The organism is Pseudomonas putida (assembly GCF_028682395.1).
GTDB classification, from domain to species: domain Bacteria; phylum Pseudomonadota; class Gammaproteobacteria; order Pseudomonadales; family Pseudomonadaceae; genus Aquipseudomonas; species Aquipseudomonas putida_AB.
In genome coordinates, this window is sequence record NZ_JANHLC010000011.1 from 71980 (window position 1) to 98346 (window position 26367).

Sequence of the window (26367 nt, forward strand, 5' to 3'; positions counted from 1 at the left end):
TTTTTTAGCCACTGCGCACCATCGTCAGCACATTGAAGCCGGTCCTGCGGGGCAGGCAACGATCGAAACCTGCGGGTTTCATGGCCCAGATCCATCACCCAGAACACACCATAAAAATTTCAAAAATCGGGTAAACGCTCATGCACGCACTTCACGCTCTATCGTCCTGCCTGCTTCCCCAGACCGCCATCCGTCCCGCCGATCCTCAAGCGGCGCGCCTCGAGCCCAGCCACTGACGCCTCGGCGCCGATTACCGCACAGCCGGTTGATCTGCGAATGCCCTTGCCCGTCGGCCACTGCCCAAGGGTTAAACTTCGCCGATTGCCAAGCTCATTGAAGTCTCGACGAGCCCAACGCTCGTCAGTCACTGAACGGATGGCCCTACACCCATGACTCCTTCTCAAAGCTCACCCATCGCCCCAGCCCTGGGGGCCGCCCAAGGCGGCATCGGCGACAAGATCCGCGGCGCCATGGCCGTCGGCAAGACCCGCTGGGGCATGCTGGCCCTGGTCTTTTTCGCCACCACCCTGAACTACATCGACCGCGCCGCCCTCGGCGTCATGCAGCCGATCCTGGCCAAGGAAATGAGCTGGACGGCGATGGACTACGCCAACATCAACTTCTGGTTTCAGGTCGGCTATGCCATCGGGTTCGTCCTGCAGGGCCGATTGATCGACCGGGTCGGCGTCAAACGCGTGTTCTTCTTGGCCGTCTTGCTCTGGAGCCTGGCGACCGGCGCCCACGGCCTGGCTACCTCCGCGGTAGGCTTTATGGTCTGTCGCTTTATTCTTGGGCTGACCGAAGCCGCCAACTACCCGGCCTGCGTGAAAACCACCCGGTTGTGGTTCCCGGCCGGCGAACGGGCCGTAGCCACCGGCATCTTCAATGCCGGGACCAACGTCGGCGCGATGTTCACCCCAATGCTGCTGCCCCTGGTGCTGCACGTCTGGGGCTGGCAAGCCGCATTCATGTGCATGGCCGTGCTGGGTGGTATCTGGTTGATCTTCTGGGGCCTGAAGTACTACAACCCCGAGGACCACCCTTCGGTGAACAAGGCTGAACTGGAATACATCCAGCGTGAGGTCGAACCCGAGCAGAAAGGCGTCGCCTTCTCGCGGATCCTGCGCATGCGCGGCACCTGGGCCTTTGCTCTCGCGTACTCAATCACCGCGCCGGTGTTCTGGTTCTACCTGTACTGGCTCCCCCCTTTCCTCAACCAGCAGTACAACCTGGGCATCAGCGTGACCCAAATGGGCATCCCGCTGATCATCATCTACCTGACCGCCGACTTCGGCAGCGTCGGCGGCGGCATACTCTCCTCGTTCCTGATCGGTCGCGGGCTCAACCCGATCAAGGCGCGCCTGATCTCCATGCTGCTGTTCGCCTGCTGCATCATCGGCGTGATCATTGCGGCAGGCTCCAGCCACCTGTGGGTCGCGGTCGGTGCCATTTCCCTGGCCATCGGTGCACACCAGGCCTGGACGGCGAATATCTGGAGCCTGGTGATGGATTACACCCCCAAACACATGATGAGTACGGTGTTCGGCTTTGGCGGGATGTGCGCCGCAGTGGGCGGGATGTTCATGACCCAACTGGTCGGCTATATATTAACCACCACCAACAACAACTACTCGGTGCTGTTTACCATGATCCCGGCGATGTACTTCATCGCACTGATCTGGTTGTACTTCATGGCCCCACGCAAGATCCCGAAAGTCGAAGACTGATGTAAGTACGGGTGCCTGGTCCAGGCACCCGTATCTCCTCCAAACAACAATCTAGATTTTTCGAGCAATCAGCTCTACAGATCCGGATCGAATACAAAAGGCCTAGGAGCAGTATCGATATAGGGGATTGAGTGCCCCCTAGCAAGCGCCACCATATCTTGAGAAACAGGGGACTCGTCACGAAGAACAAACATACACTCCATAACTATGCGCCCCACCTTGGAGCTGTTTATATTCAACACCTCACTCACTCTGCCTAGCATCGCCCGAAATTCACCCAGCCCATCGCTATAGCGCTTCACGTCTTCCTCTGTCACGCCATCTTTCCACTTAACGTGCGCTTCAAGCGTGTATTCATCTATAAAATCAAAGGTATTGCGCCTTACTTTACATAACTCTTCGTGTTTGGCAGCGCACTCTCTCGCAACACTATCCAGAGTCTTGTAAAAATCTGGAGCTATCTTTGCAAACTCATCCAATAGCGGTGTTTCGATGGAGCGAGCCCCCACACCATTCGCACCACCAATAAAGGCAAAAGCCTCAAGAGTGGCAGTAGCAATATACTCATTGCTCGGCGAGCTGCAGACCGGCAGCTGATCGAGGTAGTAATCAGCTGCTCTGGGACCAACTGAAAGAGACATATCAAATTCCCTAGTTATAATTTGCCTGTCTATTTTCCGCAATCGCCATACCGCAAAACCATCAGACGTCACTCAATTTTCAAAAAAGACAATGAGTGCACTCACTGAAATGCACTTTAAACACCCGCCCGTTATTAATGACGCTCACACTTAAACAAATCAAACGCACTGCAAGTAATTAACGCCCTTCAGCCCCGTCGTTGCTGCCACGCCGCCGCCAGGCCGCTGAGGCAGATCACCACGATCCCGACCAGGGCGCTCAAGTCCGGCGTGTGGTTAAACAACAGCCAGCCCAGCAACCCGGCAAAGACAATCTGGCAATACCCGAAAGGCGCCAGCAACGCCGGGGCGGCAAGGCGGAACGCCTGGGTCAGGAACAGGTGGGCGGTCATGCCACAGGTGCCCAGCGCCAGCATCAACAAGCCATGGCCCAGGCTGGGCACCTGCCAGAAAAACGGTACCAGCGCACTCATGATCAGGGTGTTGCACAGCCCGGCAAAGAAGTTGCTGGTCGTCGGGCTATCGTGCTGGGCCAGCTTGCGCGTCAGCAACTGATAGAAGCAGAAGAACAGCGCCGAGCAGAACGGCAACAATATCGCCGGGGTAAACAGTTCTCCCCCCGGGTGGACAATAATCAGCACGCCGATAAACCCGCAGATCACCGCCAACCACTGGCCGCGCGAGACCTTTTCCTTGAGCAGCGGCACCGACAGCGCCGTGACCAGCACCGGGGCCAGGAAGTTGACAGCCGTGGCCTCGGCCAGGGGAATAAACAACAGCCCGGTGGTGAAAAACAGGCTGGTGCCCAACAGGCACAACGACCGCGCCAGCTGCAGCAAGGGCCGCTTGGTGCGCAGCACGCGCAGGCCAGACTGGGGCAGGAAAATCCCGGCCATCAGCAGCGTGTGCACCATATAGCGCGCCCACACCACCATCACGATCGGATAAAAACCCGACAGGTACTTCGACAGGGCGTCATGACTGGAAAACAGAAAGGTCGCCAGAATGACCAGTAGCAATCCCTTGAGAGGCTGATTGACGCCGGACAACGGGGTACTGGTCATGGGGATCTCGAATGAGAGGCAGCCTGGAGGCAGACTGCCAGATAATATGGAACCCTGTTCTAGTTATCAATGGAGCAAAGGCCTACCGCCATTGCGGCTAGACCTGCCGCAGCACCTCGCGGGCCTTGTCCAGGGCCCATTGGGCTCGGTCCTGAGCACTGACGCCCTGCTCCAGCAATTGCACGGTCGGGATTTCCAGGCTCAGTGGCACATTGGCCGGCAGGCAGCGCAACAGCCCCAGTAGATCGCAATCGCCATCACCGGGGAAGCGCCGTTCGCTGCGGGCCTGACGCAGAATCTCGGCCATGTCCGGCGGGCACGGCCCGGCCACATCGCACAGCTGGACGTAGCGCAGACGCGCCGGGTCGACCTGCGCCAGGTCTGCCAAGCGCGAGCCGGAACGGTCGAAATGGAACGCATCGACCAGCACCCCGCCATTGGCTCGTGCGGCACTCTCGACAATGCGCACCGCCTGTTCGAGATTGCGCGCATCGGTCCAGGGCATGAATTCCAGATGGGGATGCAGACCGTACTGACGCGACAGATCACAGAGCGCAGCAAAGTTGTCGGTCAGCCGACACTCATCCGGATCATTGCCGGCCACCAGCAACTCGCTGGCACCAAACTCGGCACCGACCGCCAGGATCGCCTCGAAGTCGGCCACCCGGGTCTCGGGCTTCAGACGCAGGATCTCGACATCCAGCACCTTGATCCCGGTATCGCGCAGACGCGCCAGGGTCTCGCGGCGCAAACCGGCATCCGCGACCAGGGCAAAATGCTGCTCTTCAGGCGTCGCCGGCTCCAGGCGCAGACCGACATGGCTGTAGCCCGCACGAGCCGCGATCTCGACCATCTGCGGCGGCGAGACTTCGAGCACGGTCAGGGTCGCCAGGGAGAAAATACGTTCATTCATCGGGGATTCACTCAATCAGGGCAGGAGCGCAGGCACGGCCGGTGGCGGCGGCCTCGCGGATGGCTTCGAGCAGCGCCAGGGTGCGAGCCGCATCCGCAGCACTGACCAGAGGCGTGACCAGGCCACGGGCGACCAGGACAAAATGTTGCAGTTGCAGGCGCAGGGCTTCATCGGCGCGAAACGACTCCTGCACTGCCAGCAGCGGCTGGTGCCAACCCGCGCCGTCCTCGGCGTAGTGCCAACGCTTGAGCTGGGGAATGCTCAAGGCGCCCCGGGTGCCCGCGAGCAAGTAACAAGGCTGGTCGGGCTGACGTGGATAGACCGGGTTCTCCCCCGAGTCGAGCTCCCAGCTCCAGGGCGCCGCCACCGCATCGGAACCGGTCAGGGTACCCAGTGCGTCATTGTCGAACTGCAACAGCACCGCCGCGCAATCTTCGTTGCCGAAACCGCGCACGGCATTACTGGTAATGGCCTGCACCTGGCGCACTTCACCGCACAGATGGCGCAGCAGATCGAGGTCGTGGATCAGATTGGTCAGCAGCATCCCGGCACCGGCCTCGCGCCGCCAGGGAATATCGAAATAGCTGTCGGGCTTTTGCAACTGCCACAGCGCGGTCACCGTGGTCAGTCGGCCCAAAGCGCCCTCTTGCAGCAAGGCGTGGGCACGGACGATCAACGGGTTGTGCCGCCGATGATGACCCACCAGCACTGGAACGCCATGGCGCCGGGAGGCGGCTACCAGCTCGCGCACCTCGTGCAAGTCGACACCCACCGGCTTTTCCAGAAGCACCGGGACGCCCGCCGCCAGGCAATCCAGCGCCGTGCTGACATGCAGGGTGTTGGGGTTGGCAATGATCACGGCCTCGGGCCGCGCCTGCTCAAGCATCTGCCGGTAATCGGCGAAATAGGGCACGCCACAGGCCGCGGCAAAGTCGCCGGCCTGGGGCCCCGGGTCGGCCACCGCGCACAGTCGTGCCTCGTCGAGCCCGCGCAGATGCTGGTAATGCTGGCGGCCCATGACACCGGCGCCAATCAGGGCGATACGCAAGGGTGAAGTCAAAGCACAGATCCTCTTGGGAGTTGTTTTGGAAAGGCTGGACTAAAATAATTTAGAACCAGGTTCCATTTTTTCGCAAGAGGAACATAAAAAACCCGGCAATGCCGGGTCGATAACCGCACACCTTCTCCTGCCAGAGGGAATCAGGTTCAGTTGAACAGCTCGGAGGCCTGGCACGCCGCCGAGAGCTCGGCGGCGTAGGTCAGCAGTAAAGGCGCCAATGCATGCAGGCGCTCGCGGGGCATGCGAGCGCTTGGCCCGGCAATGCTCAGGACACCGACCACATGTTTATCCAGCGGATGGCGAATCACCGCCGCCAGCGCCGACGTGCCGACCGCCGAGCTTTCCTCGACCCAGGCATACCCCAGTTCGCGGGCCATGCGCAGGCGCTCGAGCAGTTCGGCATTGGAGCGTGGTGCGTTCGGGCCCAGTTCCGCCGGGGGCTGTACGCCCTGGCGCTCGACCAGCGCCAGGGCCTCGGCATCGCTGAGGCTGGCCAGCCACGCGTGGCCTGAAGCGGTGTAGAACAGAGGCGCATCGCGGCCCATGTCCGGGTCGTAGCGCAGCCCGGAGCGGGCGCCCTGGGACTTGGCGATCCAGGTCTGGCGCTCACCCTCGATCACGCCCAGGCGCACCAGTTCACCGCTTTCCTGGGCCAACCGGTCAAGAACCGGCTGGACAATATCGGCGCCACTGCCCGCCAGGTACTGAAAGCCCATGGCGACCAGTTTGGTCGACAGGTGGTAGCGCAGGTTGTCCGGGTTCTGGCGCACATAGCCCAGGCGGATCAACTCGGCCAACAGGCGGTGGGTCGCGCTCTTGGGGATGCCCAGGCGCTCGGCCAGGGTCTGCATCGGCAAGCCCCGGGGGTCGCTGGTAAGACTTTCCAGCACACTGAAGACGCGTTCGATCTGACTGCCGGCCATGGGTGCGGTCCCTACAAAATTTGGCCGATTCTAAAAGACATCGCCGGGAATGGAAAACCGGAACTGTACTGTCCGCTGTTCGCCCATAAAACGGTCACCTTCGCCGAATCGCGAGCTAAGCCGGCTTGCCGTTTAAAAAACACATACGTATATTTTGGAATCAAGTTCCATAAAATCAACAAATCCGGATACTGCTGCCCATGCCTGCCTCGCCTTCTTTTCCCCAAGAACTCGACTGCGACGTGCTGATCGTCGGCTCCGGCGCGGCCGGATTGTCCGCCGCCGTGACCGCCGCCTGGCATGGCCAGAAAGTCATCGTGGTCGAGAAGGACCCGGTCTTCGGCGGTGCCACCGCCTGGTCCGGCGGCTGGGCCTGGGTGCCTTGCAACCCGTTGGCACAGCGCGCCGGGATCATCGAGGATGTCGAGTTACCGCGCACCTACCTGCGCCATGAGCTGGGCGAACGTTACAATCCGGCCATCATCGACGCCTTCCTCGAAGCGGGTCCGAACATGGTCAGCTTCTTCGAGCGCCATACCGCGCTGCAGTTTGCCGACGGCAATGGCATCGCCGACATCCATGGCGATACGCCCGGTGCCGGCACCGGTGGTCGCTCGGTGATCGCCGCGCCCTACGATGCCCGCCACATCAACCGCAAACTGCTCGACCGGCTGCGCAGGACGATGCGCGAGACCTCCTTCATGGGCATGCCGATCATGGCCGGCGCCGATCTCTCGGCCTTTCTCAACCTAACCCGCTCCTGGTCGGCCGCCTGGCATGTGACTCGCCGCTTCAGCCGGCACCTGCTCGACCTGGCGCTGCGGGGTCGCGCCCTGCAACTGGTCAATGGTGTCGCGCTGGTGGGCCGCCTGGCCAAATCCGCCGAAGACCTGGGCGTGCAGCTCTGGGAATCGGCCCCGGTCAGCGAACTGCTGTACCAGGACCTGCGAGTCTGTGGCGCGGTGGTCAACAGCGCCAACGGCCCCGTGCGCATCCAGGCCCGTCGGGGCGTGGTGCTCGCGGCGGGCGGTTTTGCCAACGATATCGAGCGGCGCAAGGCGCTGTTTCCACGGACTCCCACCGGCCACGAACACCTGGCCCTGCCGCCCGTGGCCGTGTCCGGCGATGGCCTGCGCCTGGGCGAAAGCGTTGGCGCGCAGGTCGAGACCGACCTGCACTCCCCCGTGGCTTGGGCGCCGGTTTCACGGGTGCCCCATGCCGACGGCAGCCTTGGTCACTTCCCCCATATCATCGAGCGGGCCAAGCCCGGGATCATCGGCGTGCTGAGCAATGGTCAACGCTTCGTCAATGAAGCCGATGGCTATTTCGACTATGTGAGCGCCATGGTCGCCAACGCCCCGGCCGGCGAGGAAGTCGCGTCCTGGCTGATCTGCAGCCATGCCTTCCAGCGCCGCTATGGCCTGGGCATGTCCCGGCCGTTTCCAGTGCCGCTCGCGCCCTTTATCCGCAGCGGCTATCTCAAGCGTGGCGCTACGCTCGAAGCCCTGGCCGATGCCTGCGGGATCGACCGCAATGGGCTGACCAGCACCGTGGCGCAGTACAACCAGCACGCCCGCCATGGCGAAGACCCGCTCTTCGGGCGCGGCTCGACCCCTTACAACCGCAAGCAGGGCGACGCCTTGCACTCGCCCAACCCGTGCGTGGCGCCCATCGAGCAAGGCCCCTTCTATGCGGTGAAAGTCGAGCCGGGCTGCTTCGGCACCTTTGCCGGCCTCAAGGTCAATGCCCAGGCCCAAGTGCTCGATCCGCATGGCCAGGCCATCAGCGGGCTCTACGCCGCAGGCGGTGACATGGCCAGCATCATGGGCGGCCACTACCCGGCAGGCGGCATCAACCTCGGGCCGGCGCTGACCTTCGGCTATATCGCCGCACGTCATATCGCCGGCGTTCGCGATTACGAGTAAAGGAGATCAACCATGCCGCGCAGCATTAATGTCCCCCTGCTGACCCACCATGGCCTGAAGCTGCCCAAGCTGGGCCTGGGGACCTGGCCGATGCTCGGCGAAGCCTGTACTGCGGCCGTCGAGCAGGCCCTGGCCCTCGGCTATCGCCACATCGATACCGCCGCTGCCTACCACAACGAAGCCGCCGTCGGCCTGGCCCTACAGGCCGGCGGCGTGCCGCGCGAACAACTGCATATCACCAGCAAGGTCTGGTGGGACCAACTGCAGCCCGATGCACTGCGCCGCTCCTTGGACAACAGCCTGAGCGCCCTGCGCAGCGACTATGTCGACCTGTTCATGATCCACTGGCCGGGCCAGGATTGGGACCTGCGCCAAACCATCGAGGCGCTGGTCGCCGTGCAGGAGCAGGGGCTGACACGGACAATCGGCGTGGCCAATTTCCCCTTGGCGCTGCTGCGCCAGACGGTCGAAGAACTGGGCGCGCCACTGGCCGCGATTCAGGTCGAGTACCACGTCCTGCTGGGCCAGGACCGCCTGCTCGACTACGCCCGCCAGCACGATATGGCCCTGATCGCCTACAGCCCCCTGGCGCGCAACAAGGTCTCGCAGATCCCCCAGATCCAGCAGATCGCCGCACGCCATGGGGTACTGCCCACCCAGGTAGCGCTGCAATGGCTGCTGGAGCAGGACAATGTCGCGGCGATTCCCAAGGCAGCCAGCCATGCCAATCAACTGGCCAACCTGGAGTCGCTCAACCTGAGGCTCGACGAGCAGGATCGCGCCCTGATTGCCAGCCTGGCCAAAGACCAGCGCCAGGTCAGCCCGGACTTTGCCCCGCAATGGGACACACCGCAGCGCTGAATATTCAGGCAAAAAACGGGGGCGGACGCCAAGCGTCCACCCCCGTTTTTCAACGTACGACTCAGAAGTCGAAGAACACCGTCTCGCCTTCACCCTGGATGCGGATATCGAAACGATAGGCGGTCTTGCCGTCCACTTCGCAACGTTGGGCGACCAGGGTTTCACGCCGTGGCGGCTGCTCGATCAGGTTCAGCACCGGGCACTGGGCGTTGGCCTCGCTTTCATCGCTGAAATACAGCCGGGTTTGCAGGTGGATATTGATCCCGCGGGCAAACAACGACACGTTGATATGCGGCGCCATCGGCACGCCAGCGGCGTTTTTCACCACGCCCGGCTTGATGGTTTCCAGGGTCCAGCCACCGGAATCGAACGTCGTTGCGGTGCGGCCGAAGCTGTTGAAAGCTTTTTCCGAATCGAACGCCTCGTCATAGACGCCCTCGTGGTTGGCCTGCCAGAACTCGAGGAACGAATCACGCACCAGGTGGCCATTGCCGTCGTAGACATTGCCGACCAGCAGGATGTGCTCGCCAGGCGCCTGGGGCTTGGCCATCCGGTTCCAGATTTCATCCGGGCGCGGCGGGTTGCCGGCGGCCTCCAGGGCCAGGCCGATATGCACGTAGGGGCCAGCGGTCTGGGACGGGGTTTCCGTAAGCAGTTGGATAGGCATGGTCGGCGTCCTCAGCAGTTTTCGAAGTGGGTCTTGCGCTGGCCACGCAGCACGATGTCGAAGCGATAAGCCAGGCAATCCATGGGATTGGCATTGCTCATGTCAAGCCGCGCAATCAGGCTTTCCACTGCTTGCGGGTTGGCGATCGACTTGACGATCGGGCACATCGGGATCAGCGGATCCCCTTCGAAATACAGCTGGGTAATCAGGCGGGTCGAAATCGACGGGCCGCTGATGGAGAAGTGGATATGGGCCGGACGCCAGTCATTCGGCCCATTGCGCCATGGGTACGGGCCCGGCTTGACGGTGCGGAAGCTGTAATAGCCGTCACGGTCGGTCAGGGCACGGCCAACGCCGCCGAAATTGGGGTCCAGGGGCGCCAGGTAGCGGTCGTTCTTGTGACGGTAGCGGCCGCCGGCATTGGCCTGCCACATTTCCACCAGGGTATGGGGGATCGGCGTGCCGTACTGGTCGCACACCCGTCCGGAAACGATGATCCGCTCGCCAACCGGCAAGCCGCCATTGTTGAAGTTGAGCAACAGATCGTTATCGAACTGACCCATCTTGAGATGGGAGAAGTCCGGGCCACTGGTTTCGCTGACCGACTGGGGAATGCTCACCAGCGCCTGGCGCGGGGAGCGCGGGATGGAGGTCTTGTAGTCGGGCGTCAGGGCCTTGGGGTGCCAGTTGCGATCACGGATATTGAAGCGACGGCTGTCTGCATCAGACATGTCGTTCTCCTGTTGTTGGTTTTTATGGAGGGCTGGCGCGCAGTCTCCCCCAACCCAACCCCGGCCGATAGTGAAACCCCGGCCCTCATCCATAACCAAAAGGTTATGGATAGCGCCCCTCGCGATAGTCACCCCCCACCTCGCGCACCACCTCCAATGCCCATTGCGCGGCCAAGGACAATGGCAGGCTGGCATTGCTGGAAATACCCACCGACCCGCCCGGCTCGCGTTGGCCCAGATCGATCTCGTACAGGTCGCCACTGGCCAGGTCGAGGCGGACCGCATCCAGCGGCGCGATCCACAGCGCCTCGCTGCACAGCACATAACGTCGGCTCAAAGGCACCGAGAGGGTTTCCAGGCGCTGACGCGACTGGCTGATGCCGCACTGCACGAACAAGCTGTCGGCAAACCGGCGGATCGTCGTTCCCGCCAACGGCAGGACCAGGGGATAACGCTCCAGGGCATGCAGGTCGAGCACGCCCGCCAGCAGCGGATGCCCGGCCCGGGCCACCAGCGTCATGGACTCGCTGTACAGATGTTCGAAGTTCAGCCCCTGGATCTCCGGGCTGTCGGTCATGCGGCCGATCACCAAATCCACATCGCCGACCCGAAGCTGGGACAACAGATAAGCGCTGGGCCCCGTCACCACACTGACCACCAGCGCCGGGTGACGCTCATGCAGGCGGCGCACCACCTCGGGCACCAGCAGGCTTTCCACCGTCGACAACACCCCGAGCCGCACCAGCCCCGCCGCATACTCGCCGCCGCGCAAGGCATTGACGCCATTGCGCAGCGCCTCGACCGAAGGCCCGGCGTAGCGCAAAAAGGCCACCCCGGCCTCGGTCAGGCTGACCCCGCTCTTGCTGCGTATAAACAGCGCAGCCTCGACCAGGCTTTCCAGTTCCTTGAGCGTCTTCGACATCGCCGGCTGGCTGACCGCCAAGACATCCGCCGCCCGCGCCAGGCTGCCTTGGCGGGCCATTTCGAGAAAGCACACGAGATGGCGGAACTTGATGCGGGTATCGATATTCACAGGAGCTACAGTTCCAGGGCGAGTTCGACTCTATGATGCCGGTAGCCGCGGCAAGCTCCAAGCGGCAAGCGACCGGTTAAAAGCACTACACTCACGGTTGGCGGCACTGGCAGCCAAGATCCTGATTCTACTCTTTGAGAATTTGCACATGCTTTGGAAAAAAGGGCGGCGCAGCGACAACGTGGTGGATGCCCGGGGCGACAGCAGCGCAGGCGGCGGGCCACGGTTTGGGGGCGGCAAGGGGCTGAGCCTGACAGCCGTGGTGCTGATCGTCGGCTTTGGGTTGCTGACCGGGCAGGATCCACTACAGATTCTCGGCCAACTGGCCGGGCAGATGGGTGAGCAGACTGCCCCCACCACCGTGCAGACGCGCAAGGCCCCACCGGCCAATGACGAGGGAGCGGACTTTGTCCGGGTGATCCTCGCCGATACCGAGGACACCTGGGGCGAGATCTTCCAGCAGGCCGGCCGACAATATAAGAACCCGACCCTGGTGCTGTTCAGCAACCGGGTCAATTCCGCCTGCGGCCTGGCCTCTTCGGCCACCGGCCCGTTCTATTGCCCGGCCGACCAGAAGGTCTATCTGGACCTGGCGTTCTTCCAGGAAATGGCCCAACGCTTCAAGGCGGCCGGCGACTTTGCCCAGGCCTATGTGATCGCCCATGAAGTCGGCCACCATGTACAGACCTTGCTCGGGGTTTCCGCGAAAATCCAGGCCGCCCGCCAGCAGGGGCGCCGGATGGAAGGCGATGGCGGGCTGCTGGTGCGCCAGGAACTGCAGGCGGACTGCCTGGCCGGTGTCTGGGCCTATCACGGCCAGCAGCGGATGAACTGGCTGGAGCCCGGGGATATCGATGAAGCCTTGAATGCCGCCAATGCCATTGGCGACGACCGCCTGCAACAGCAGGGCCAGGGCCGCGTGGTACCGGACTCCTTTACCCACGGCACGTCTGCCCAGCGGGTACGCTGGTTCAAGACCGGTTTTTCCCAGGGCCAGGTCAGCCAGTGCGACACCTTCAACGCCAAGAGTCTGTAACCCTGAGGCCCGCGCGGCTCGCCGTGTTCGCCGCGCTGTGGATAACCTGCGCCGCAGCCCACGCCGCCAGCGAACACGGGGTCAAGGTCATCAGCCCGCAACGCTTGGCGCTGGAAGGCGCCGAGCTGAGCATCGGCCTGAGCCAGAACTGGAACCAGCCGCTGCCGGCTATCCAGCGTGCACTGATTATCATCCATGGCCGCCTGCGCAATGCCCAGACCTATCTGGGCAGCGCCGAGCAGGCCGCCGCCCGGGCCGGGCAGTCGAGCAACACCCTGATCATCGCCCCGCAGTTTCTCAACCCGCTCGATACCGCTCGCCATCCACTGCCGGACACGCTGCTGCGCTGGCACGCCAATGACTGGATGGCCGGCGAGCCCGCGCTCGGGCCAATCCCATTGAGTTCCTACGCAGTACTGGATGCCATCCTTCAGCGCTTGAGTGACCGACGCCGGTTTCCCAGACTCAAGGACATCGTCATCGCCGGGCATTCCGGCGGCGCCCAGGTGGTGCAGCGCTATGCCCTGCTCGGGCACTGGAGCCCGCCACCCGGCCTGCGCCTGCGCTATGTGATCGCCAATCCGTCGTCCTATGCCTGGTTCGATACCCGCCGTCCGGCGCCGGGGTTCGATCCCGCAACCTGCCCTGGTTTCAATACGTGGAAGTACGGCCTGAAACAGTTGCCGGCCTACGCGAACGGGAAGAGCCCCGCATCGCTAGAAAAAACCTATGCACAGCGCGCTATCACCTACCTGCTCGGCCAGAACGACACCGATCCAAATCATCCGGCGCTGGACAAAAGCTGTGCCGCCCAAGCCCAGGGAGCTTATCGGCTGATTCGTGGGCACAACTTCTTCGACATGCTGCGCCAGCGCCATGGGCAGGGCTTGGCCCAACGTCTGGTCGAGGTGCCGGGCGTGGGGCATAACGGCGACCAAATGTTCACGTCGCCCGAGGGCCAGGCGGCGTTGTTTGGCCGCTAGCGCGCCAGCATTCGCTGCAGGGCCCGGCAATCCTCGGCATGCCAGTCGGTCAGCTCCGGCCAGGGATTGTCTGGCAGATTGACCAGCACGCTGTGTGCGCCCGCCGCCCGCGCGCAATCGAGGTCGAAACGGTAGTCACCGACCATCACCATGCGCGGCGGCGCCACATCCCAGGCTTGCGCCAGCTTGAGCAGGCCACCGGGATCGGGCTTGGGTGGCGCATCTTCGCGGCCCAGTACATCCTCCACCGCAAAGCAGTCCGCCAGGCCAATCGCTTGCAGGGTGACATGGGCCAGCTCGCGGGCATTGCGGGTCAGGATCCCCAGGCGATGACCGCGTGCGACTAAGTCCTGCACCAGCTCGACGGCCCCCGGTGCCGCTTGTGCCCCCAATGCCAGCTCGCGCTCGTGCTCCAGCAGCCAGGCATGCTTGGCGGCCGCTTCGTCAACCGGCAACGCGGCCAGGTGGGTGAGAATATCGTCCTCGGGCGGGATCTGCAGGGCCACCTTGATCGCCGGAAAATCATGCACGGCAAGGGTCAGGGTGCCGTCCATATCGAAGACCCAGTGACGGATGTCACAAAGCTTCATGCCCAGTCCTCGCGATGGCGAATCAAGCCTTCCTGGGTCACCGACGCCACCAGTTGGCCGGCGCGGTTATACACGCTGCCCCGGGAGAAGCCGCGCGAATTGCCGGCCCACGGACTGTCCATGGCATAGAGCAGCCAGTCATCGGCACGCAACTCGCCATGGAACCACAGCGCGTGGTCGAGGCTGGCCACCTGCATATCCTTCTGCCAGACCGTCTTGCCATGGGGCAGCAGCGAGGTGGTCAGCAGGCCGAAATCCGAGGCATAGGCCAACAGGTATTTATGCAGTGCGGGAATATCCGCCAGCTTGCCGTCGGCACGGAACCAGACGTACTTCACCGGATCCATCGGCTGCGGGTTGAAAGGGTCTTTTTCAGTGACCGGGCGCACTTCAATCGGTTTGGCGCACAGCATCTTGTCGCGCATCGGCTCGGGAATCAGATGGGCGCGCTGCTGGGTCAGCTCCAACTCCGAAGGCAGGTTTTCCGGGCCGACCACCTGGGGCATGGCGATCTGATGCGCAAAACCACTTTCGTCATACTGGAACGACGCGCTACAGGTAAAGATCGGGTGGCCCTTCTGGATCGCCGTAACCCGCCGGGTACTGAAGCTACCGCCATCGCGCACCCGGTCAACCTGATAGACCACGGGCAATCCGGCATCGCCGGGGCGCAGGAAGTAACCGTGCATCGAGTGCACATGCCGCGCTTCCTCGACGGTCTGGCTGGCGGCTGACAACGACTGGCCCAGCACCTGGCCACCGAACAATTGACGAAAGCCCAGGTCCTGGCTGCGTCCGCGAAAGAGGTTTTCCTCGATCGGCTCCAGGGTCAGCAAATCGACCAGATCTTCCAACACTTGGCTCATTCGGACTCTCCTCACACAAAGCATTACCGCGCAGTCTTGGCTGCGGCGGCCAGCGTAAATCGGGCTATTGTAAACGGGCGTAACAGCTTAGCCATGCAAAGTCGCGAGCCATTGCGCGCGGCTGATGCGGTACAACACGTGGCGGCGCAACGGATGATCGGGCGCCAGGGCCGGATGATCGAAGTCACCTTGGGGGTCGTAGTGCATGCCGATGGCCTGCATGACTTTTTGCGAAGGGGTATTGCTTTGGGTTGTGAAGGACACCACCTCGTCCAGGCCGAGTTGGTCAAACCCGCAGCGCAGAGCGGTCCACGCCGCCTCACTGGCAAAACCCAGCCCCCAATGGCGGCTCGCCAGACGCCAGGCGATCTCCACTGCCGGGGTAAACGCCGCGTCGAATCCCACCTGCGCCAACCCGGTCAAGCCAATGAAGGCCCCCGTATCCTTGCGCTCCAACGCCCATGCTCCATAACCGTGCTCGGCAAAATGCCCACGTATTCGGCCGATCAATGCCGCACTTTCCAGCCGGCTCAAGGGCGCGGGGAAGTAGCGCATCACTTGGGGATCAGCACACATGGCGGTGAACTCGGGCAGGTCCTCATCGCGCCACTGGCGCAACAGCAGGCGCGCACTTTCGAGTTCAAGTATCGGCTCCATCTATTCCCTCCGGATTGCTTAGGCGTTTTCCCTGTGGACAAGTGTAACGCGCTGCTAAGATTCGTCGCCTGTTCCGACCCGAGTTCATCATGCCGCTGCCGCTGATTTATCACGATGACTACAGCCCCGAGTTTCCGGCCGAACATCGTTTCCCCATGGACAAGTTCCGCCTGCTGCGCGATCACCTGGTCGACAGCGGCCTGACCGAAGACGCGGCGCTGCTGCGGCCCGAATGCTGCCCTGTGGATATCCTCGCCCTGGCCCATGACCGCGCCTATATCGAACGCTATATGGCCGGCGAACTGGCCCGCGAAGACCAGCGCCGCCTCGGCCTGCCCTGGAGCGAAGCCCTGGCCCGGCGAACCGTGCGCGCCGTCGGTGGTTCGCTGCTGGCCGCTGAGCAGGCCCTGGAACATGGCCTGGCCTGCCATCTGGCCGGCGGCACCCACCACGCCCATTACGACCACCCCGCCGGTTTCTGCATCTTCAACGACCTGGCAATCATCAGCCGCTATCTGCTGGAGAGCGGTCGAGTCAATCGGGTGCTGATCTTCGATTGCGACGTGCATCAAGGCGATGGGACGGCGCGTATTCTCGAACATACCCCGGAGGCGATTACCGTTTCCCTGCACTGCGAAAAGAACTTTCCGGCCCGTAAGGCCGAGAGCGACTGGGATATACCGCTGCCCATGGGCATGGGCGATCGCGACTACCTGCAAGTGGTCGACGACACGCTGAATTACCTGCTGCCGCTCTACCAGCCGGACCTGGTGCTTTACGACGCCGGTGTCGACGTACACCAGGACGATGCCCTGGGCTATCTCAAGCTCACCGATCAAGGCGTCGCCGCACGCGATGAAAGCGTGCTGCGCCATTGCCTGGGCCGCGATATCCCGGTGGTCGGGGTGATCGGCGGCGGCTACAGCAAGGATCGCCAGGCCCTGGCCCGCCGCCACGGCATCCTGCACCACAGTGCGCAACGCGTCTGGCTGTCATCAGGTTGCCATTGAACTGTGCCGGCTTACCCACAATCCCTGTGGAGCGGCCTGTGGATAACCTGAGTGAAAGCCTCTGTAGGTCATAGGCAGCATGGCCTGCAGGAACCTGGTTATTTTTTGTACAGACCATTCACAAGCCGCCTGAAGCCCCGCCGCGCGCAGCAGGGCCTGTCGCTCAGGTAGAATACCCGGCCTCCTTTGCCGATTCGCAGCCCGCACCATGACCCAGCCAAACATCGCTCCCACACCCTGCGTCGCCATTATCGGCGGCGGCCCGGCCGGCCTGATGGCCGCCGAAGTGCTGAGCCAGGCTGGAGTCCGGGTCGCGCTCTATGACGCCATGCCCTCGGTGGGGCGCAAGTTCCTGCTGGCCGGGGTCGGCGGGATGAATATCACCCACTCCGAGGCCTACCCGGCGTTTCTTTCGCGCTATGCCGAACGCAGCCCTTATATCGCCCCGCTGCTGCGCGAATTCGGCGCCGACGCCCTGTGCCAATGGATCCACGGCCTGGGGATCGACACCTTTGTCGGCAGCTCCGGGCGGGTCTTCCCCACGGACATGAAAGCCGCGCCCCTGCTACGCGCCTGGCTCAAGCGCCTGCGCGACAGTGGCGTGGTTATCCACACCCGCCATCGCTGGCAGGGCTGGAACAGCGAAGGCAAGCTGGTTATCCACAGCCCCGAAGGTGCAATCACCCTACACGCCGATGCCACCTTACTGGCCCTGGGCGGTGGCAGTTGGGCGCGTTTGGGTTCCGATGGGGCCTGGCTCCAGCACCTCCAGGCCCGTGGCGTGCCCTGCGCGCCACTGCGGCCCAGCAACTGCGGCTTTGAAGTCCAAGCCTGGAGCGACCTGCTGCGCAGCAAGTTCGCCGGTGCGCCACTGAAGAATATCGCCATCAGCTTTGACCAGAGCACGCCCCGCCTGGGCGAATGCGTGGTGACCGCGACGGGGATCGAAGGCAGCCTGATCTACGCGCTGTCGGCGCCAATCCGCGACCGTATCGAGCAACAGGGGGCGGCGACGATCGAGATTGATCTGTTGCCGGGCAAGACCGCGAGCCAGATCCAGACAGCATTGGCCAAGCCCCGCGGTTCACGCTCCATGGCCAAGCACCTGCACAGCCAGGTGGGGATCGATGGGGTCAAGGCGGCGCTGCTGCGAGAACTGGCGCCGAGCGAAGCGTTCAACGATCCGACCCGGTTGGCCACGGCGATCAAGGCCTTGCCGCTGACCGTCGTCAGGACTCGACCGCTGGATGAAGCGATCAGCAGCGCCGGCGGCGTACCGTTTGAAGCCCTGACGGAAAACCTGATGCTGCGCGACCTGCCGGGCGTGTTCTGTGCAGGCGAAATGCTCGACTGGGAGGCCCCAACGGGGGGCTACCTGCTGACAGCCTGCTTTGCCAGCGGCCACGTGGCAGGCCGCGGCGTGCTGGAATGGCTACGCGCTCGATAGCCGCTCACTGCTTTGCGTTGCCGCCGGTGACGTTCGCGGGCGGAGCGCCCGCAGAGCCAACGACTCACCCCAGCTGAAAGACCACGCCTTGGCGTTTGCCCCACCCTACGCCTGCGCACGCTACCTGGCGCCAGCGGCTAGGGATCTGCTGCCCACAAGGGCGTCTTTCAAGCCATCACTTGAGGTACCAGCCCCACGGCTCATCACCGATGTATTCAGTGACCTGCTTGACCTCCAGGTAGTTGTCCAGCCCCCACTGCCCCAGCTCGCGACCAATACCACTGTGTTTCATTCCGCCCCAGGGCGCCTCGACAAACGTCGGCTGCGAACAATTGACCCAGACAATCCCCGCCCGCAGTTGGTCGGCCACCCGCGCGGTGCGCTGCAAATCGCGGCTCATCACCGCTGCCGCCAGGCCAAAGCGGCTGGCATTGGCCATCTGCACCGCCTGCTCTTCGCGGCTAAAACGCTTGATACAGAGCACCGGGCCAAAGATCTCTTCGCGCCAGACAATGCTGTTCAGTGCCGGCTCGTCAAAAATCGCCGGTTCGACAAAATAACCGCCATCCAGATGCCCCGGCCGTTGGCCACCCGTCAGCAACCGCGCGCCACTGGCCTGGCCCTGGTCGATAAACCCCAGGACCTTCTCATACTGTCCACGACTCACCAGCGGCCCCAGCAACACACCGGGCTCCAGACCCGGGCCGATACTGATCTGGCGCGTCGCCTCGACCAGCCGCTCGATCAGCCGCGGAGCAATCCCCTCCTGCACCAACAGACGCGACGTGGCGCTGCATACCTGGCCCTGGTTCCAGAAGATGCCGAACAGAATCCACTCCACCGCCGCCTCGACATCGGCATCGTCGAACACGATAAACGCCGATTTCCCGCCCAGCTCCAGGCTGACGTTCTTGATGTCGGCGGCGGCCGCCGACATGATTTTCGCCCCAGTCGGCACGCTGCCGGTAAAGGCCAGCTTATCCACACCCAGGTGCAGGCTGAGCGGGCTGCCCGCCTCGGCACCCAGGCCAGTAATGACATTCAACACCCCCGCCGGCAGGCCGATCCGGTCCGCCGCGCCCGCCAGCTCCAGGGCGCTCAGCGGTGTCAACTCGGAGGGTTTGAGCACCACCGTCGCACCGGCCGCCAATGCCGGAGCAACCTTCCAGGCAGCCATCAGCAGCGGATAGTTCCAGGGAATGATTTGCCCGGCCACGCCAATCGGCTCGCGGCGAATCCGGCAGCGAAAGCGCGCATCCGGCAACGCCAGCGGCGTGTCCTGGCGCTCGTCCAGCTCACGGGCCAGCCCGGCGTAATAACGAAAGCAGCCAATCGCATCGGCAATATCCCATTGCGCCTCGGGCAGCGGCTTGCCGTTGTCGCGCACTTCAAGAGTTGCCAGCTCGTCCTGGCTAGCCTGCAACTCATCGGCCAGGGCTTCCAGCCAGACCGCACGCTCAGCCCCGCGGCTCTGCCCCCAACCCTGCTCGAAGGCGCGCCGGGCGGCACGCACGCCATGGTCGATATCTTCTTCAGTACCGCGAGCGACCTGTTGCAGGACCTGCTCCGTCGCCGGATCGATCACCTCCAGGTAGCCACCCAGGTCCGGGCTGACCCACTCGCCGTTGATAAACAACTGATCACGCATGAAAGCTCCCAGGGAGTGTTCCCAGTCGAAAACAGACAGCAGGCCCCGGATCAAGCGCCGGCATGACGATTTTGCAGATAGCGCGAGGTAAACAGCAGGGCCAGCGAGGCGCAGATAATCACCGTCGACAGCGCATTGATCTCCGGTGTCACGCCCCGGCGGATCGAAGAGAAAATGTAGATCGGCAAGGTCGTCTGCGAGCCGGCGACAAAGAACGCGATGATGAAATCATCGAAGCTGAAGGTGAAGGCCAACAGAAAGCCGGCCAGGATCGCCGGAGTGATCTGCGGCAGGGTCACCCGCCGAAAGGTTTCCAGCGGCGGTGCGTAGAGGTCGGCCGAGGCCTCGGCCAGCGCCCGGTCCAGGGACTCGACGCGGCTGCGCACGATGACCATCACCAGCGCCATGGTAAACAGCGAATGCGCCGCCACCACCGTGAAGAAGCCCATGTTCAGTCGGGGGATACCCGGGATCAGTTGCGCCAGCAACGGGTTGAGCACGTCGAACAGGCTGATAAAGGCGATCAGCGTCGAGATACCGATCACGATCCCGGGAATGATGATCGCGCAGTAGGTCAGCGCATCGAACAACAGCCTGACCCGCCGTCCGGCCCGCTGCAGGCCGAAGACCGCCAGGGTGCCAAACAACGTGGCCAGCACCGCCGAGCACAGGGCAATCAGCGCGCTGTTGCCCAGCGCTTCCATGATGAACGGGTTGTCGAAGGCCCGGCCAAACCACTGCACCGAGCAGCATTCGAAGGCCAGGCCACTGCGCCCGGCGTTGAAGCTGAACAGCATGATCAGCGCGATGGGCGCATAGAGAAACAGGTACAGCGAAGTCGAATAGCTGCGCAGCCACATATCACAAGCCTCCGTCGGCCGGACGCCCGCCAAAGCGCGCCACCAGTTTCAGATAGCCGCCGATGATCAGCAGCATGATTGCCACCAGCGTCATGGCCAGGGCACTGCCAAATGGCCAGTTGCGTGATTGCAGAAACAGGTCGACCAGCGCGTTGCCGACAAAGAACACCTTGCCGCCGCCCAGGATCGCCGGGATCAGGAACTCGCCCATCAGCAGGATAAACACCAGCATGACCCCGGTGATGATCCCCGGCGCCGAGAGCGGCAGGGTGATCCGCCGGAAACTCTCGAAGGCACTGGCCCCCAGGTCGGCGGACGCCTCGAGCAGGCGCTTATCGAGCTTTTCCAGGCTGACGTAGATCGGAAACACCATCAACGGCAGGTAACCGTAGACAATGCCGATCAGCACCGCATAGGGCGTATTGATGATCCGCACGCCCTCCAGCCCGAGGCTGGCGAGCAGGGCCGGAATGCCCTTGCCGCTGAGGATAAAGATCCAGGCGTAGGTGCGAATCAGAAAGCTGGTCCAGAACGGCACGATGACCAGGGTCAGCAGCAGCGAGCGATTCTGACGAACCTTGACCGCCAGGAAATACGCCAGCGGATAGGCCGCCACCAGGCACACCAGGGTGCCCAGTGGCGCCAGCAGCAGGGTGTTGCCGAACGCCGCGGCGCGCGAGCCCAGGTTCAGGTAGTTGGCCAGGGTAAACCCACCGGCATAGCCCCCGACCGCGCTGCGCTCGCCAAAGCTGAAGACCAGGATGATCAACAGCGGCATCAACAACAGCAGCAAGAACCACAACGTCGACGGCAACAGCATCAGCAGCGTGATCCGCCGCCCGAGGCTGCGCCGCCGGCTGGCCGCCAGGGACACCAGCGCGTTCGCCGGGACAGCGGAAGAAGGAACAGCATGTGCCGTATTCATGGGGGAATCCTTGCTGCGCATGGCGCCGGCTCAGGCGGACTTGAAGCGCGCCATCACTTCGGCGCGCAACGGGCTGGTCAGTGTCGCGGCCGCGCCAAATTCCAGCGGGCTAAGGTGCTCGGCAGCCGGGTACATGATCGGGTCCTCGAGCATCGCCGTCGGCAGCAGGGCATCGACGCGCTTGTCGCCGCTCGGATAGCCGTGGCTCAGCACTTCGAGTTTGTTGTGCTGGGGATCGAGCAGGTAGTTGATAAAGGCGTAGGCCGCGTCCTTGTGCTCGCTGCTCTTGGGAATGGCGAAGAAATCACTCCACAATTCGCCACCTTCGCGCCCCAGGGTGAACTGCATGGCGGCGTTGTCGCGGTGCAGCTGCGAAGCGTCACCCGTCCAGCACATCGCCATCCAGGCATCGCCGCTGCGCAGTGCCGGTTGGATATCCGAGTTGATGGCAAACAGATGGGGCTTGGCGTCGATCAGCAGTTTTTCCGCATCGGCCAGTTCCTTGGGGTCCAGGGAGTTGAAGCTGTAGCCAAACGACTTCAGGGCATTGCCGATGGCGGTCAATTGATAGTCATGGACGATGCTGCGCCCGGTGGCCTCGCCCATGCTCAGCGCCCAGAATTCCTTCCAGGTGGTGGGCTGGGCCTTGAACTGGCTGCTGTCATAGATCAGACCCGTGGTGCCCCAGTTCTTCGGCACCGCATAGACCTTACCGTCCACCGTTCCCTGGGCCATAAAACGCGGCTCGAAGGCACTGGCACTGAAGTTGGGCAGGCGCGACAGGTCCAACGGTTCGATCAGGCCCAGGCCGACGTAGGTGCTGACGGTGTAGTTGGTCGGCACCAGCACGTCCCAGCCGCTACCGCCGGCCTGGAGTTTGGCGAGCATCTCTTCGTTGGAACCGAACACGCTCATCGACACCCGCGCGCCGGTGGTCTTGCCGAACGCATCGAGGTTTTCCTGGCTGTGGTAGTTGGGCCAGGTGGCCAGGGCCAGCCGGTCACCCAGGGCGCCCTGCTCGCCGGCATAGGCGTTGCTGGTCAGCAGGCCGGGCATATTGCTCGCCACCACGGCCGCAGCCAGGCCCAAACCGGTGCGCCCGAGAAACTCGCGGCGGCTGATCGAACCGTTCTGCCAACTGCGCAGGCTCTTGATAAAGCTTTTCTGGTCCATGGCACGTTCCCCTTCGGATAAATGATGTCGTTGGCGAATCATTGATGCTGGAAGCTGAAAACCTTGCTAAAGCGCCATCGCCAGGCCACTGGCCTGATCCCAGCCGACCTGCACTCGCGCCCCGTGTTCGAAGCTGCCCTGCCCCGGCTCCTGCTGGCGCGGCACGCGCACGCAAACCAGGCCGAAAGGCTCGGTACGCACGCGGTATTCGGTAAGGTTGCCCAGGTAAATGCGGTCTTCGACGCAACCGTCCAGGCGTATTTCGCGGCCCATTGTCGAGTCGGGCGCGGCAATGCTGATCAACTCGGGGCGCACCGCAATGCAGCCCGGTGCATCAGCGCTCAGGGCCACGCCGGTGGGCGTCAGCGGGCTGGTCAACTCCAGGCCCTCGGGCGTGCGCAGCACCACCGAGTTGCCCTGCAGGTGGCGCACGGTGCCGTTGAACAAGTTTGACTCACCGATAAAGTCGGCGACATAACGACTCGCCGGCGCCTCATAGAGCTGCTCGGGGCTGGCGGTCTGGATGATCGAGCCACTGTGCATCACGCTGATGCTGTCGCTCATGGACAAAGCCTCTTCCTGGTCGTGAGTGACCAGCACAAAGGTAATCCCGACTTCGCGCTGCAAACGTAGCAGCTCGGACTGCATCTCCTTGCGCAGCTTACGGTCCAGCGCGGCCAGCGGTTCGTCGAGCAGCAACACCGTTGGCTTGTTCACCAGAGCCCGGGCCAGGGCCACGCGCTGTTGCTGGCCACCGGACAACTCGCTGGGCTTGCGCTGGCCAAAGCCTTCGAGGCGCACCATTTCCAACGCCTCGTCGGCCATGCGCCGCTGCTCCTGCGTGCTCGGACGCGGGTTGCGGTAGCGCAGGCCATAGGCAATGTTTTGCGCCACGCTCATATGGGGAAACAGCGCGTAATGCTGGAACACCATATTCACCGGCCGCTCAAAGGCCGGAACGCCCGCCACATTGCGCCCGGCCAGCAGGACATCGCCGGAACTGGGCTGTTCGAAGCCGGCGATCATGCGCAGGGTGGTGGTCTTGCCGCAGCCGGAGCCACCGAGAAAGGAATGGAAGCTGCCCCGCCGGACCTTGAAGTTCAGGCCGTTGACCGCCTGGACCGCGCCGTAGCGCTTGACCACATGACAGAACTCGATATCGCTTGCTTGGCTGTTGTCGGTCATCGCCGGCATCCTCTGTCCCAGTGCGTGGCTCGCTGCATCTGGGGAGGAAACTAACAACCGCGGTTTTGCCCTGTATATATCCCTTGGGGGATAGAGGTCGCTTTTGGAATCAGGCGCTGACGGCCAGTTCCTGGCCACCCAGCTCGCGGATAAACAGCCCCAGCAGTTCCGACTGGCTGCAGATACCGAGCTTGGCGTAGAGGTTCTTGCGGTGGATCTTGACCGTGCCGGGGCTGATCGACAGCTGTTCGGCGACCGAGGCGCTGGAGTGGCCGCGCAGCAATAGCTGAACGATCTCCTGCTCGCGCCCGGTCAGGCAATGGGCTCCGAATTGATCGAAGGCTTCGCGGATCTTGAAATCCAGGTCCCGGGCCGGCCGCGGTTGCTCGGCGCGGCACTGCTGCCAGGCCTCGATCACCACCTGCTCGACCACCGCCTGGGCGCAATCCATCAACTGCAGTTCATCCCGGCTAAACGCCGCACTGGCCGTGGCGCGCATCAACGACAGCACCGCCATGGCACCGCCGCCCAGGTCGATGAAAAACGCCACTTCCTCAGCCAGCCCGGTCTGCTGGTAATAGGTCAGGTAGTACTCGCCCAGGTAGAAGTGATCCGGCGCAAACTGGCGCAAACGCCACAACCCCGGCGGCTGGCGCCGGGTGCAGGCGAGGTAGAAGGGGTCGAGCAGATAAGGCCCGCACTGGTAGTCGTCGACATAGACCTTGCGCTTGTCTGGCGCAAACGTGTCGAACAGGGCCAGCGGCCGATGCTGACCTTCATAGACAAAGAGCACGAAGTGATCGACCGGGCAGATCTGCTTCAACCACTGGCTCAACCCGGCCAGGCGCACCGGCCCGGCAGGTAGCTCGAGCAAATGGGCTATGGCGGTCGTCCAGTGTTTCAGTTCCTTGGGGCGCATAGGGCAGTGGCTTGGGGTCGGGCGAGTCGATCCGCTGAAGATGCACAATGCGCGCCAGCACCCGCCCTACTCCGCCGGGCCATGCCGGCGTGGGAAACAGCCTTTTAGGCTGTCAGTTGCCCCGCACTGAAATCGCTCAGCGCGGGCCAGAACTGTCACCTTGGGTCACACCGGGTAACGCTTACGGCTTGCGCTTGCGCGGCCCGGTATTGAACGCCGGCACCTTGCGCACCGGTTTTACCGAAGGCGGCACATCGGCAACGGTTTCGCCGCTGTCGACCCATTTGCCCAGGTTGCGCTTGCCGCCACCCGACGCTTTCGGCTTTTTCGGTTTCTTCGGCTTCTTCACCACCTGGCCACTGGCATCGGTGTCCGGCACCCGGTGCTCGGGGATAAAGTCCGGCTCCGCATGACGGGTCAGGGTCTGGCGGGTCAGGGTCTCGATGGCCGACAGCAGGTTGACTTCATCGGCACAGACCAGGGAAATCGCTTCGCCGGTGGCGCCGGCACGACCGGTGCGGCCGATACGGTGGATATAGTCTTCGGCCACGATCGGCAGGTCGAAGTTGACCACCAGCGGTAGGTCTTCGATATCCAGACCGCGAGCAGCCACATCGGTGGCCACCAGGATCTGGATCTCGCTGGCCTTGAAGCGGTCCAGCGCACGCTGGCGGGTCGCCTGGGGTTTGTCGCCATGGATACCGTCGGCATTGACGCCCTGGCCCTGGAGTTTTTCCACCAGCGCATCCACGCCATTGCGGGTCTTGGCAAACACCAGCACCTGTTTCCAGCGGTTCTTGCGCAGCAGGTGACTGAACAGCTCCGGCTTGCGCTTCTTGTCCACCGTCACTACCCACTGCTTGACGGAACTGGCCGCCACATTGCGCGGGCTGACTTCGATGCTCAACGGATCATTGAGCATCTGCCCGGCCAACAGGCGGATATCGTCGGAGAAGGTCGCGGAGAACAGCAGGGTCTGGCGCTTCTTCGGCAGCACACGGTAGATGTTCGACAACTCCTCGGAGAAGCCCAGGTCGAGCATGCGGTCTGCTTCGTCCAGTACCAGGGTCTGCAACTGGTTGAATTTCAGCGCGTTCTGGCGGAACAGGTCGAGCAGGCGACCGGGGGTGGCCACCAGCACATCAACGCCCTTGCGCAGCTTCATCATCTGCGGGTTGATGCTGACCCCGCCGTACACCGCGTAGGTGCTCAGGGGCAGGTTTTCAGCGTACTGGCGCACGCTTTCATGGACCTGCTCGGCCAGCTCGCGGGTCGGCACCAGGATCAGCGCCCGCACTGAGTTGGCGGCGACCTTCGGCCCCTGCGTCGTCAGTAGTTGCAACAGCGGCACGGCGAAACCGGCGGTTTTGCCGGTGCCGGTCTGGGCCGCCGCCATCAGGTCGCGACCTGCGAGTACCGCCGGGATGGCCTGGGCCTGGACCGGCGTCGGGGTCTGGTAGCCGAGTGTCTCGAGGGCACGCAGCAGGGGTTCGATCAGGCCGAGGGTGGCGAATGTCATGGGA

Annotated in this window: 25 protein-coding genes; 7 read left to right on the forward strand and 18 right to left on the reverse strand. The window is 63.2% G+C overall.

The annotated features are described in order from the left end of the window. Nucleotides 1-389 precede the first annotated feature (389 nt). Nucleotides 390-1727 (forward strand): MFS transporter, encoded by a 1338-nt coding sequence (locus tag NPS46_RS21905; RefSeq protein ID WP_274110930.1) that lies wholly within the window; start codon nt 390-392, stop codon nt 1725-1727. 74 nt (nt 1728-1801) lie between these two features. Here the strand turns inward: NPS46_RS21905 and NPS46_RS21910 are convergent, their stop codons facing one another. From NPS46_RS21910 to NPS46_RS21930, 5 genes are all read right to left on the reverse strand, one after another. Then, entirely contained in the window at nt 1802-2368 is a 567-nt protein-coding gene (locus NPS46_RS21910) for a hypothetical protein (RefSeq protein WP_274110932.1), read from the reverse strand. 188 nt (nt 2369-2556) lie between these two features. Then, nucleotides 2557-3432 carry a DMT family transporter gene (locus NPS46_RS21915; RefSeq protein ID WP_274110934.1) on the reverse strand — a complete coding sequence of 292 codons (876 nt, stop codon included), beginning with the start codon at nt 3430-3432 and terminating at the stop codon, nt 2557-2559. Nucleotides 3433-3529: 97 nt separating this feature from the next. Then, nucleotides 3530-4345, reverse strand: a complete 816-nt coding sequence (locus tag NPS46_RS21920) for a sugar phosphate isomerase/epimerase family protein (RefSeq protein ID WP_274110936.1) — start codon at nt 4343-4345, stop codon at nt 3530-3532. Between the two features lie 7 nt (nt 4346-4352). Then, nucleotides 4353-5405 carry a Gfo/Idh/MocA family protein gene (locus NPS46_RS21925; RefSeq protein ID WP_274110937.1) on the reverse strand — a complete coding sequence of 351 codons (1053 nt, stop codon included), beginning with the start codon at nt 5403-5405 and terminating at the stop codon, nt 4353-4355. A 146-nt stretch (nt 5406-5551) separates the two neighbouring features. Then, nucleotides 5552-6328, reverse strand: a complete 777-nt coding sequence (locus tag NPS46_RS21930) for an IclR family transcriptional regulator (RefSeq protein WP_274110938.1) — start codon at nt 6326-6328, stop codon at nt 5552-5554. 200 nt (nt 6329-6528) lie between these two features. Between NPS46_RS21930 and NPS46_RS21935 the strand changes: the two genes are divergently transcribed. Together NPS46_RS21935 and NPS46_RS21940 are read left to right on the forward strand one after the other, a co-directional pair. Further along, nucleotides 6529-8253 (forward strand): FAD-dependent oxidoreductase, encoded by a 1725-nt coding sequence (locus NPS46_RS21935; RefSeq protein ID WP_274110940.1) that lies wholly within the window; start codon nt 6529-6531, stop codon nt 8251-8253. A 12-nt stretch (nt 8254-8265) separates the two neighbouring features. Then, the gene (locus NPS46_RS21940) at nt 8266-9114 is read left to right on the forward strand and encodes an aldo/keto reductase (RefSeq protein WP_274110942.1); all 849 of its coding nucleotides are present in this window, start codon (nt 8266-8268) and stop codon (nt 9112-9114) included. A 61-nt stretch (nt 9115-9175) separates the two neighbouring features. Here the strand turns inward: NPS46_RS21940 and pcaG are convergent, their stop codons facing one another. The 3 genes from pcaG to pcaQ all read right to left on the reverse strand — a co-directional run bounded on the left by pcaG (nt 9176) and on the right by pcaQ (nt 11545). After that, the gene (pcaG, locus tag NPS46_RS21945) at nt 9176-9781 is read right to left on the reverse strand and encodes a protocatechuate 3,4-dioxygenase subunit alpha (RefSeq protein WP_274110943.1); all 606 of its coding nucleotides are present in this window, start codon (nt 9779-9781) and stop codon (nt 9176-9178) included. 11 nt (nt 9782-9792) lie between these two features. Beyond that, nucleotides 9793-10512, reverse strand: coding sequence for a protocatechuate 3,4-dioxygenase subunit beta (gene pcaH / locus NPS46_RS21950; protein WP_274110945.1), 720 nt, complete (start codon nt 10510-10512; stop codon nt 9793-9795). A 103-nt stretch (nt 10513-10615) separates the two neighbouring features. Then, a complete protein-coding gene (gene pcaQ / locus NPS46_RS21955; protein WP_274110947.1) occupies nt 10616-11545 on the reverse strand; it encodes a pca operon transcription factor PcaQ in 930 nt (309 codons plus the stop codon). Nucleotides 11546-11693: 148 nt separating this feature from the next. On the opposite strand from pcaQ, the gene ypfJ reads away from it, so the two are divergent. Both ypfJ and NPS46_RS21965 read left to right on the forward strand, forming a co-directional pair. Then, nucleotides 11694-12581: a KPN_02809 family neutral zinc metallopeptidase gene (ypfJ, locus tag NPS46_RS21960; protein WP_274110949.1), complete on the forward strand. Its 888-nt coding sequence runs from the start codon at nt 11694-11696 to the stop codon at nt 12579-12581. Nucleotides 12582-12604: 23 nt separating this feature from the next. Further along, nucleotides 12605-13564, forward strand: coding sequence for an alpha/beta hydrolase (locus NPS46_RS21965; protein ID WP_425312775.1), 960 nt, complete (start codon nt 12605-12607; stop codon nt 13562-13564). Here NPS46_RS21965 and NPS46_RS21970 read toward each other — a convergent pair. The 3 genes from NPS46_RS21970 to NPS46_RS21980 form a co-directional block, all read right to left on the reverse strand. Further along, nucleotides 13561-14154 carry an HAD family hydrolase gene (locus NPS46_RS21970; RefSeq protein WP_274110950.1) on the reverse strand — a complete coding sequence of 198 codons (594 nt, stop codon included), beginning with the start codon at nt 14152-14154 and terminating at the stop codon, nt 13561-13563. The genes NPS46_RS21965 and NPS46_RS21970 overlap by 4 nt on opposite strands. After that, complete coding sequence (gene tesB / locus NPS46_RS21975) at nt 14151-15020, reverse strand: acyl-CoA thioesterase II (protein ID WP_274110952.1); 870 nt, start codon at nt 15018-15020, stop codon at nt 14151-14153. The genes NPS46_RS21970 and tesB overlap by 4 nt, the downstream gene beginning before the upstream one ends. An 87-nt stretch (nt 15021-15107) precedes the next feature. Next, nucleotides 15108-15677, reverse strand: a complete 570-nt coding sequence (locus NPS46_RS21980) for a GNAT family N-acetyltransferase (protein ID WP_274110953.1) — start codon at nt 15675-15677, stop codon at nt 15108-15110. Nucleotides 15678-15766: 89 nt separating this feature from the next. Between NPS46_RS21980 and NPS46_RS21985 the strand changes: the two genes are divergently transcribed. Continuing rightward, on the forward strand, nt 15767-16687 hold the full coding sequence (locus NPS46_RS21985) for a histone deacetylase family protein (protein WP_274110954.1): 921 nt from the start codon (nt 15767-15769) through the stop codon (nt 16685-16687). Nucleotides 16688-16895: 208 nt separating this feature from the next. Beyond that, the gene (locus NPS46_RS21990; protein WP_274110955.1) at nt 16896-18134 is read left to right on the forward strand and encodes a TIGR03862 family flavoprotein; all 1239 of its coding nucleotides are present in this window, start codon (nt 16896-16898) and stop codon (nt 18132-18134) included. A gap of 175 nt (nt 18135-18309) precedes the next feature. On the opposite strand, the gene NPS46_RS21995 is transcribed toward NPS46_RS21990, so the two are convergent. The 7 genes from NPS46_RS21995 to NPS46_RS22025 form a co-directional block, all read right to left on the reverse strand. After that, the gene (locus NPS46_RS21995) at nt 18310-19782 is read right to left on the reverse strand and encodes an aldehyde dehydrogenase family protein (protein WP_274110956.1); all 1473 of its coding nucleotides are present in this window, start codon (nt 19780-19782) and stop codon (nt 18310-18312) included. A gap of 50 nt (nt 19783-19832) precedes the next feature. Continuing rightward, nucleotides 19833-20642 carry an ABC transporter permease gene (locus NPS46_RS22000; protein ID WP_274110957.1) on the reverse strand — a complete coding sequence of 270 codons (810 nt, stop codon included), beginning with the start codon at nt 20640-20642 and terminating at the stop codon, nt 19833-19835. 1 nt (nt 20643) lies between these two features. Then, complete coding sequence (locus NPS46_RS22005) at nt 20644-21567, reverse strand: ABC transporter permease (RefSeq protein WP_274110958.1); 924 nt, start codon at nt 21565-21567, stop codon at nt 20644-20646. A 30-nt stretch (nt 21568-21597) separates the two neighbouring features. Further along, complete coding sequence (locus tag NPS46_RS22010; protein WP_274110959.1) at nt 21598-22740, reverse strand: ABC transporter substrate-binding protein; 1143 nt, start codon at nt 22738-22740, stop codon at nt 21598-21600. Nucleotides 22741-22806: 66 nt separating this feature from the next. Continuing rightward, a complete protein-coding gene (locus NPS46_RS22015) occupies nt 22807-23925 on the reverse strand; it encodes an ABC transporter ATP-binding protein (protein WP_274110960.1) in 1119 nt (372 codons plus the stop codon). Nucleotides 23926-24034: 109 nt separating this feature from the next. After that, nucleotides 24035-24844, reverse strand: coding sequence for a response regulator transcription factor (locus tag NPS46_RS22020; protein WP_274110961.1), 810 nt, complete (start codon nt 24842-24844; stop codon nt 24035-24037). A gap of 181 nt (nt 24845-25025) precedes the next feature. Then, the gene (locus NPS46_RS22025) at nt 25026-26363 is read right to left on the reverse strand and encodes a DEAD/DEAH box helicase (protein WP_274110963.1); all 1338 of its coding nucleotides are present in this window, start codon (nt 26361-26363) and stop codon (nt 25026-25028) included. Nucleotides 26364-26367 lie beyond the last annotated feature (4 nt).

Coding starts and splice junctions, on each gene's coding strand:
- NPS46_RS21905 (WP_274110930.1), top strand. CDS start 390: ATGACTCCTTCTCAAAGCTCACCCATCGCCCCAGCCCTGGGGGCCGCC.
- NPS46_RS21910 (WP_274110932.1), bottom strand. CDS start 2,368: ATGTCTCTTTCAGTTGGTCCCAGAGCAGCTGATTACTACCTCGATCAG.
- NPS46_RS21915 (WP_274110934.1), bottom strand. CDS start 3,432: ATGACCAGTACCCCGTTGTCCGGCGTCAATCAGCCTCTCAAGGGATTG.
- NPS46_RS21920 (WP_274110936.1), bottom strand. CDS start 4,345: ATGAATGAACGTATTTTCTCCCTGGCGACCCTGACCGTGCTCGAAGTC.
- NPS46_RS21930 (WP_274110938.1), bottom strand. CDS start 6,328: ATGGCCGGCAGTCAGATCGAACGCGTCTTCAGTGTGCTGGAAAGTCTT.
- NPS46_RS21935 (WP_274110940.1), top strand. CDS start 6,529: ATGCCTGCCTCGCCTTCTTTTCCCCAAGAACTCGACTGCGACGTGCTG.
- NPS46_RS21940 (WP_274110942.1), top strand. CDS start 8,266: ATGCCGCGCAGCATTAATGTCCCCCTGCTGACCCACCATGGCCTGAAG.
- pcaG (WP_274110943.1), bottom strand. CDS start 9,781: ATGCCTATCCAACTGCTTACGGAAACCCCGTCCCAGACCGCTGGCCCC.
- pcaH (WP_274110945.1), bottom strand. CDS start 10,512: ATGTCTGATGCAGACAGCCGTCGCTTCAATATCCGTGATCGCAACTGG.
- ypfJ (WP_274110949.1), top strand. CDS start 11,694: ATGCTTTGGAAAAAAGGGCGGCGCAGCGACAACGTGGTGGATGCCCGG.
- NPS46_RS21970 (WP_274110950.1), bottom strand. CDS start 14,154: ATGAAGCTTTGTGACATCCGTCACTGGGTCTTCGATATGGACGGCACC.
- tesB (WP_274110952.1), bottom strand. CDS start 15,020: ATGAGCCAAGTGTTGGAAGATCTGGTCGATTTGCTGACCCTGGAGCCG.
- NPS46_RS21980 (WP_274110953.1), bottom strand. CDS start 15,677: ATGGAGCCGATACTTGAACTCGAAAGTGCGCGCCTGCTGTTGCGCCAG.
- NPS46_RS21985 (WP_274110954.1), top strand. CDS start 15,767: ATGCCGCTGCCGCTGATTTATCACGATGACTACAGCCCCGAGTTTCCG.
- NPS46_RS21990 (WP_274110955.1), top strand. CDS start 16,896: ATGACCCAGCCAAACATCGCTCCCACACCCTGCGTCGCCATTATCGGC.
- NPS46_RS21995 (WP_274110956.1), bottom strand. CDS start 19,782: ATGCGTGATCAGTTGTTTATCAACGGCGAGTGGGTCAGCCCGGACCTG.
- NPS46_RS22000 (WP_274110957.1), bottom strand. CDS start 20,642: ATGTGGCTGCGCAGCTATTCGACTTCGCTGTACCTGTTTCTCTATGCG.
- NPS46_RS22005 (WP_274110958.1), bottom strand. CDS start 21,567: ATGAATACGGCACATGCTGTTCCTTCTTCCGCTGTCCCGGCGAACGCG.
- NPS46_RS22010 (WP_274110959.1), bottom strand. CDS start 22,740: ATGGACCAGAAAAGCTTTATCAAGAGCCTGCGCAGTTGGCAGAACGGT.
- NPS46_RS22015 (WP_274110960.1), bottom strand. CDS start 23,925: ATGACCGACAACAGCCAAGCAAGCGATATCGAGTTCTGTCATGTGGTC.
- NPS46_RS22020 (WP_274110961.1), bottom strand. CDS start 24,844: ATGCGCCCCAAGGAACTGAAACACTGGACGACCGCCATAGCCCATTTG.
- NPS46_RS22025 (WP_274110963.1), bottom strand. CDS start 26,363: ATGACATTCGCCACCCTCGGCCTGATCGAACCCCTGCTGCGTGCCCTC.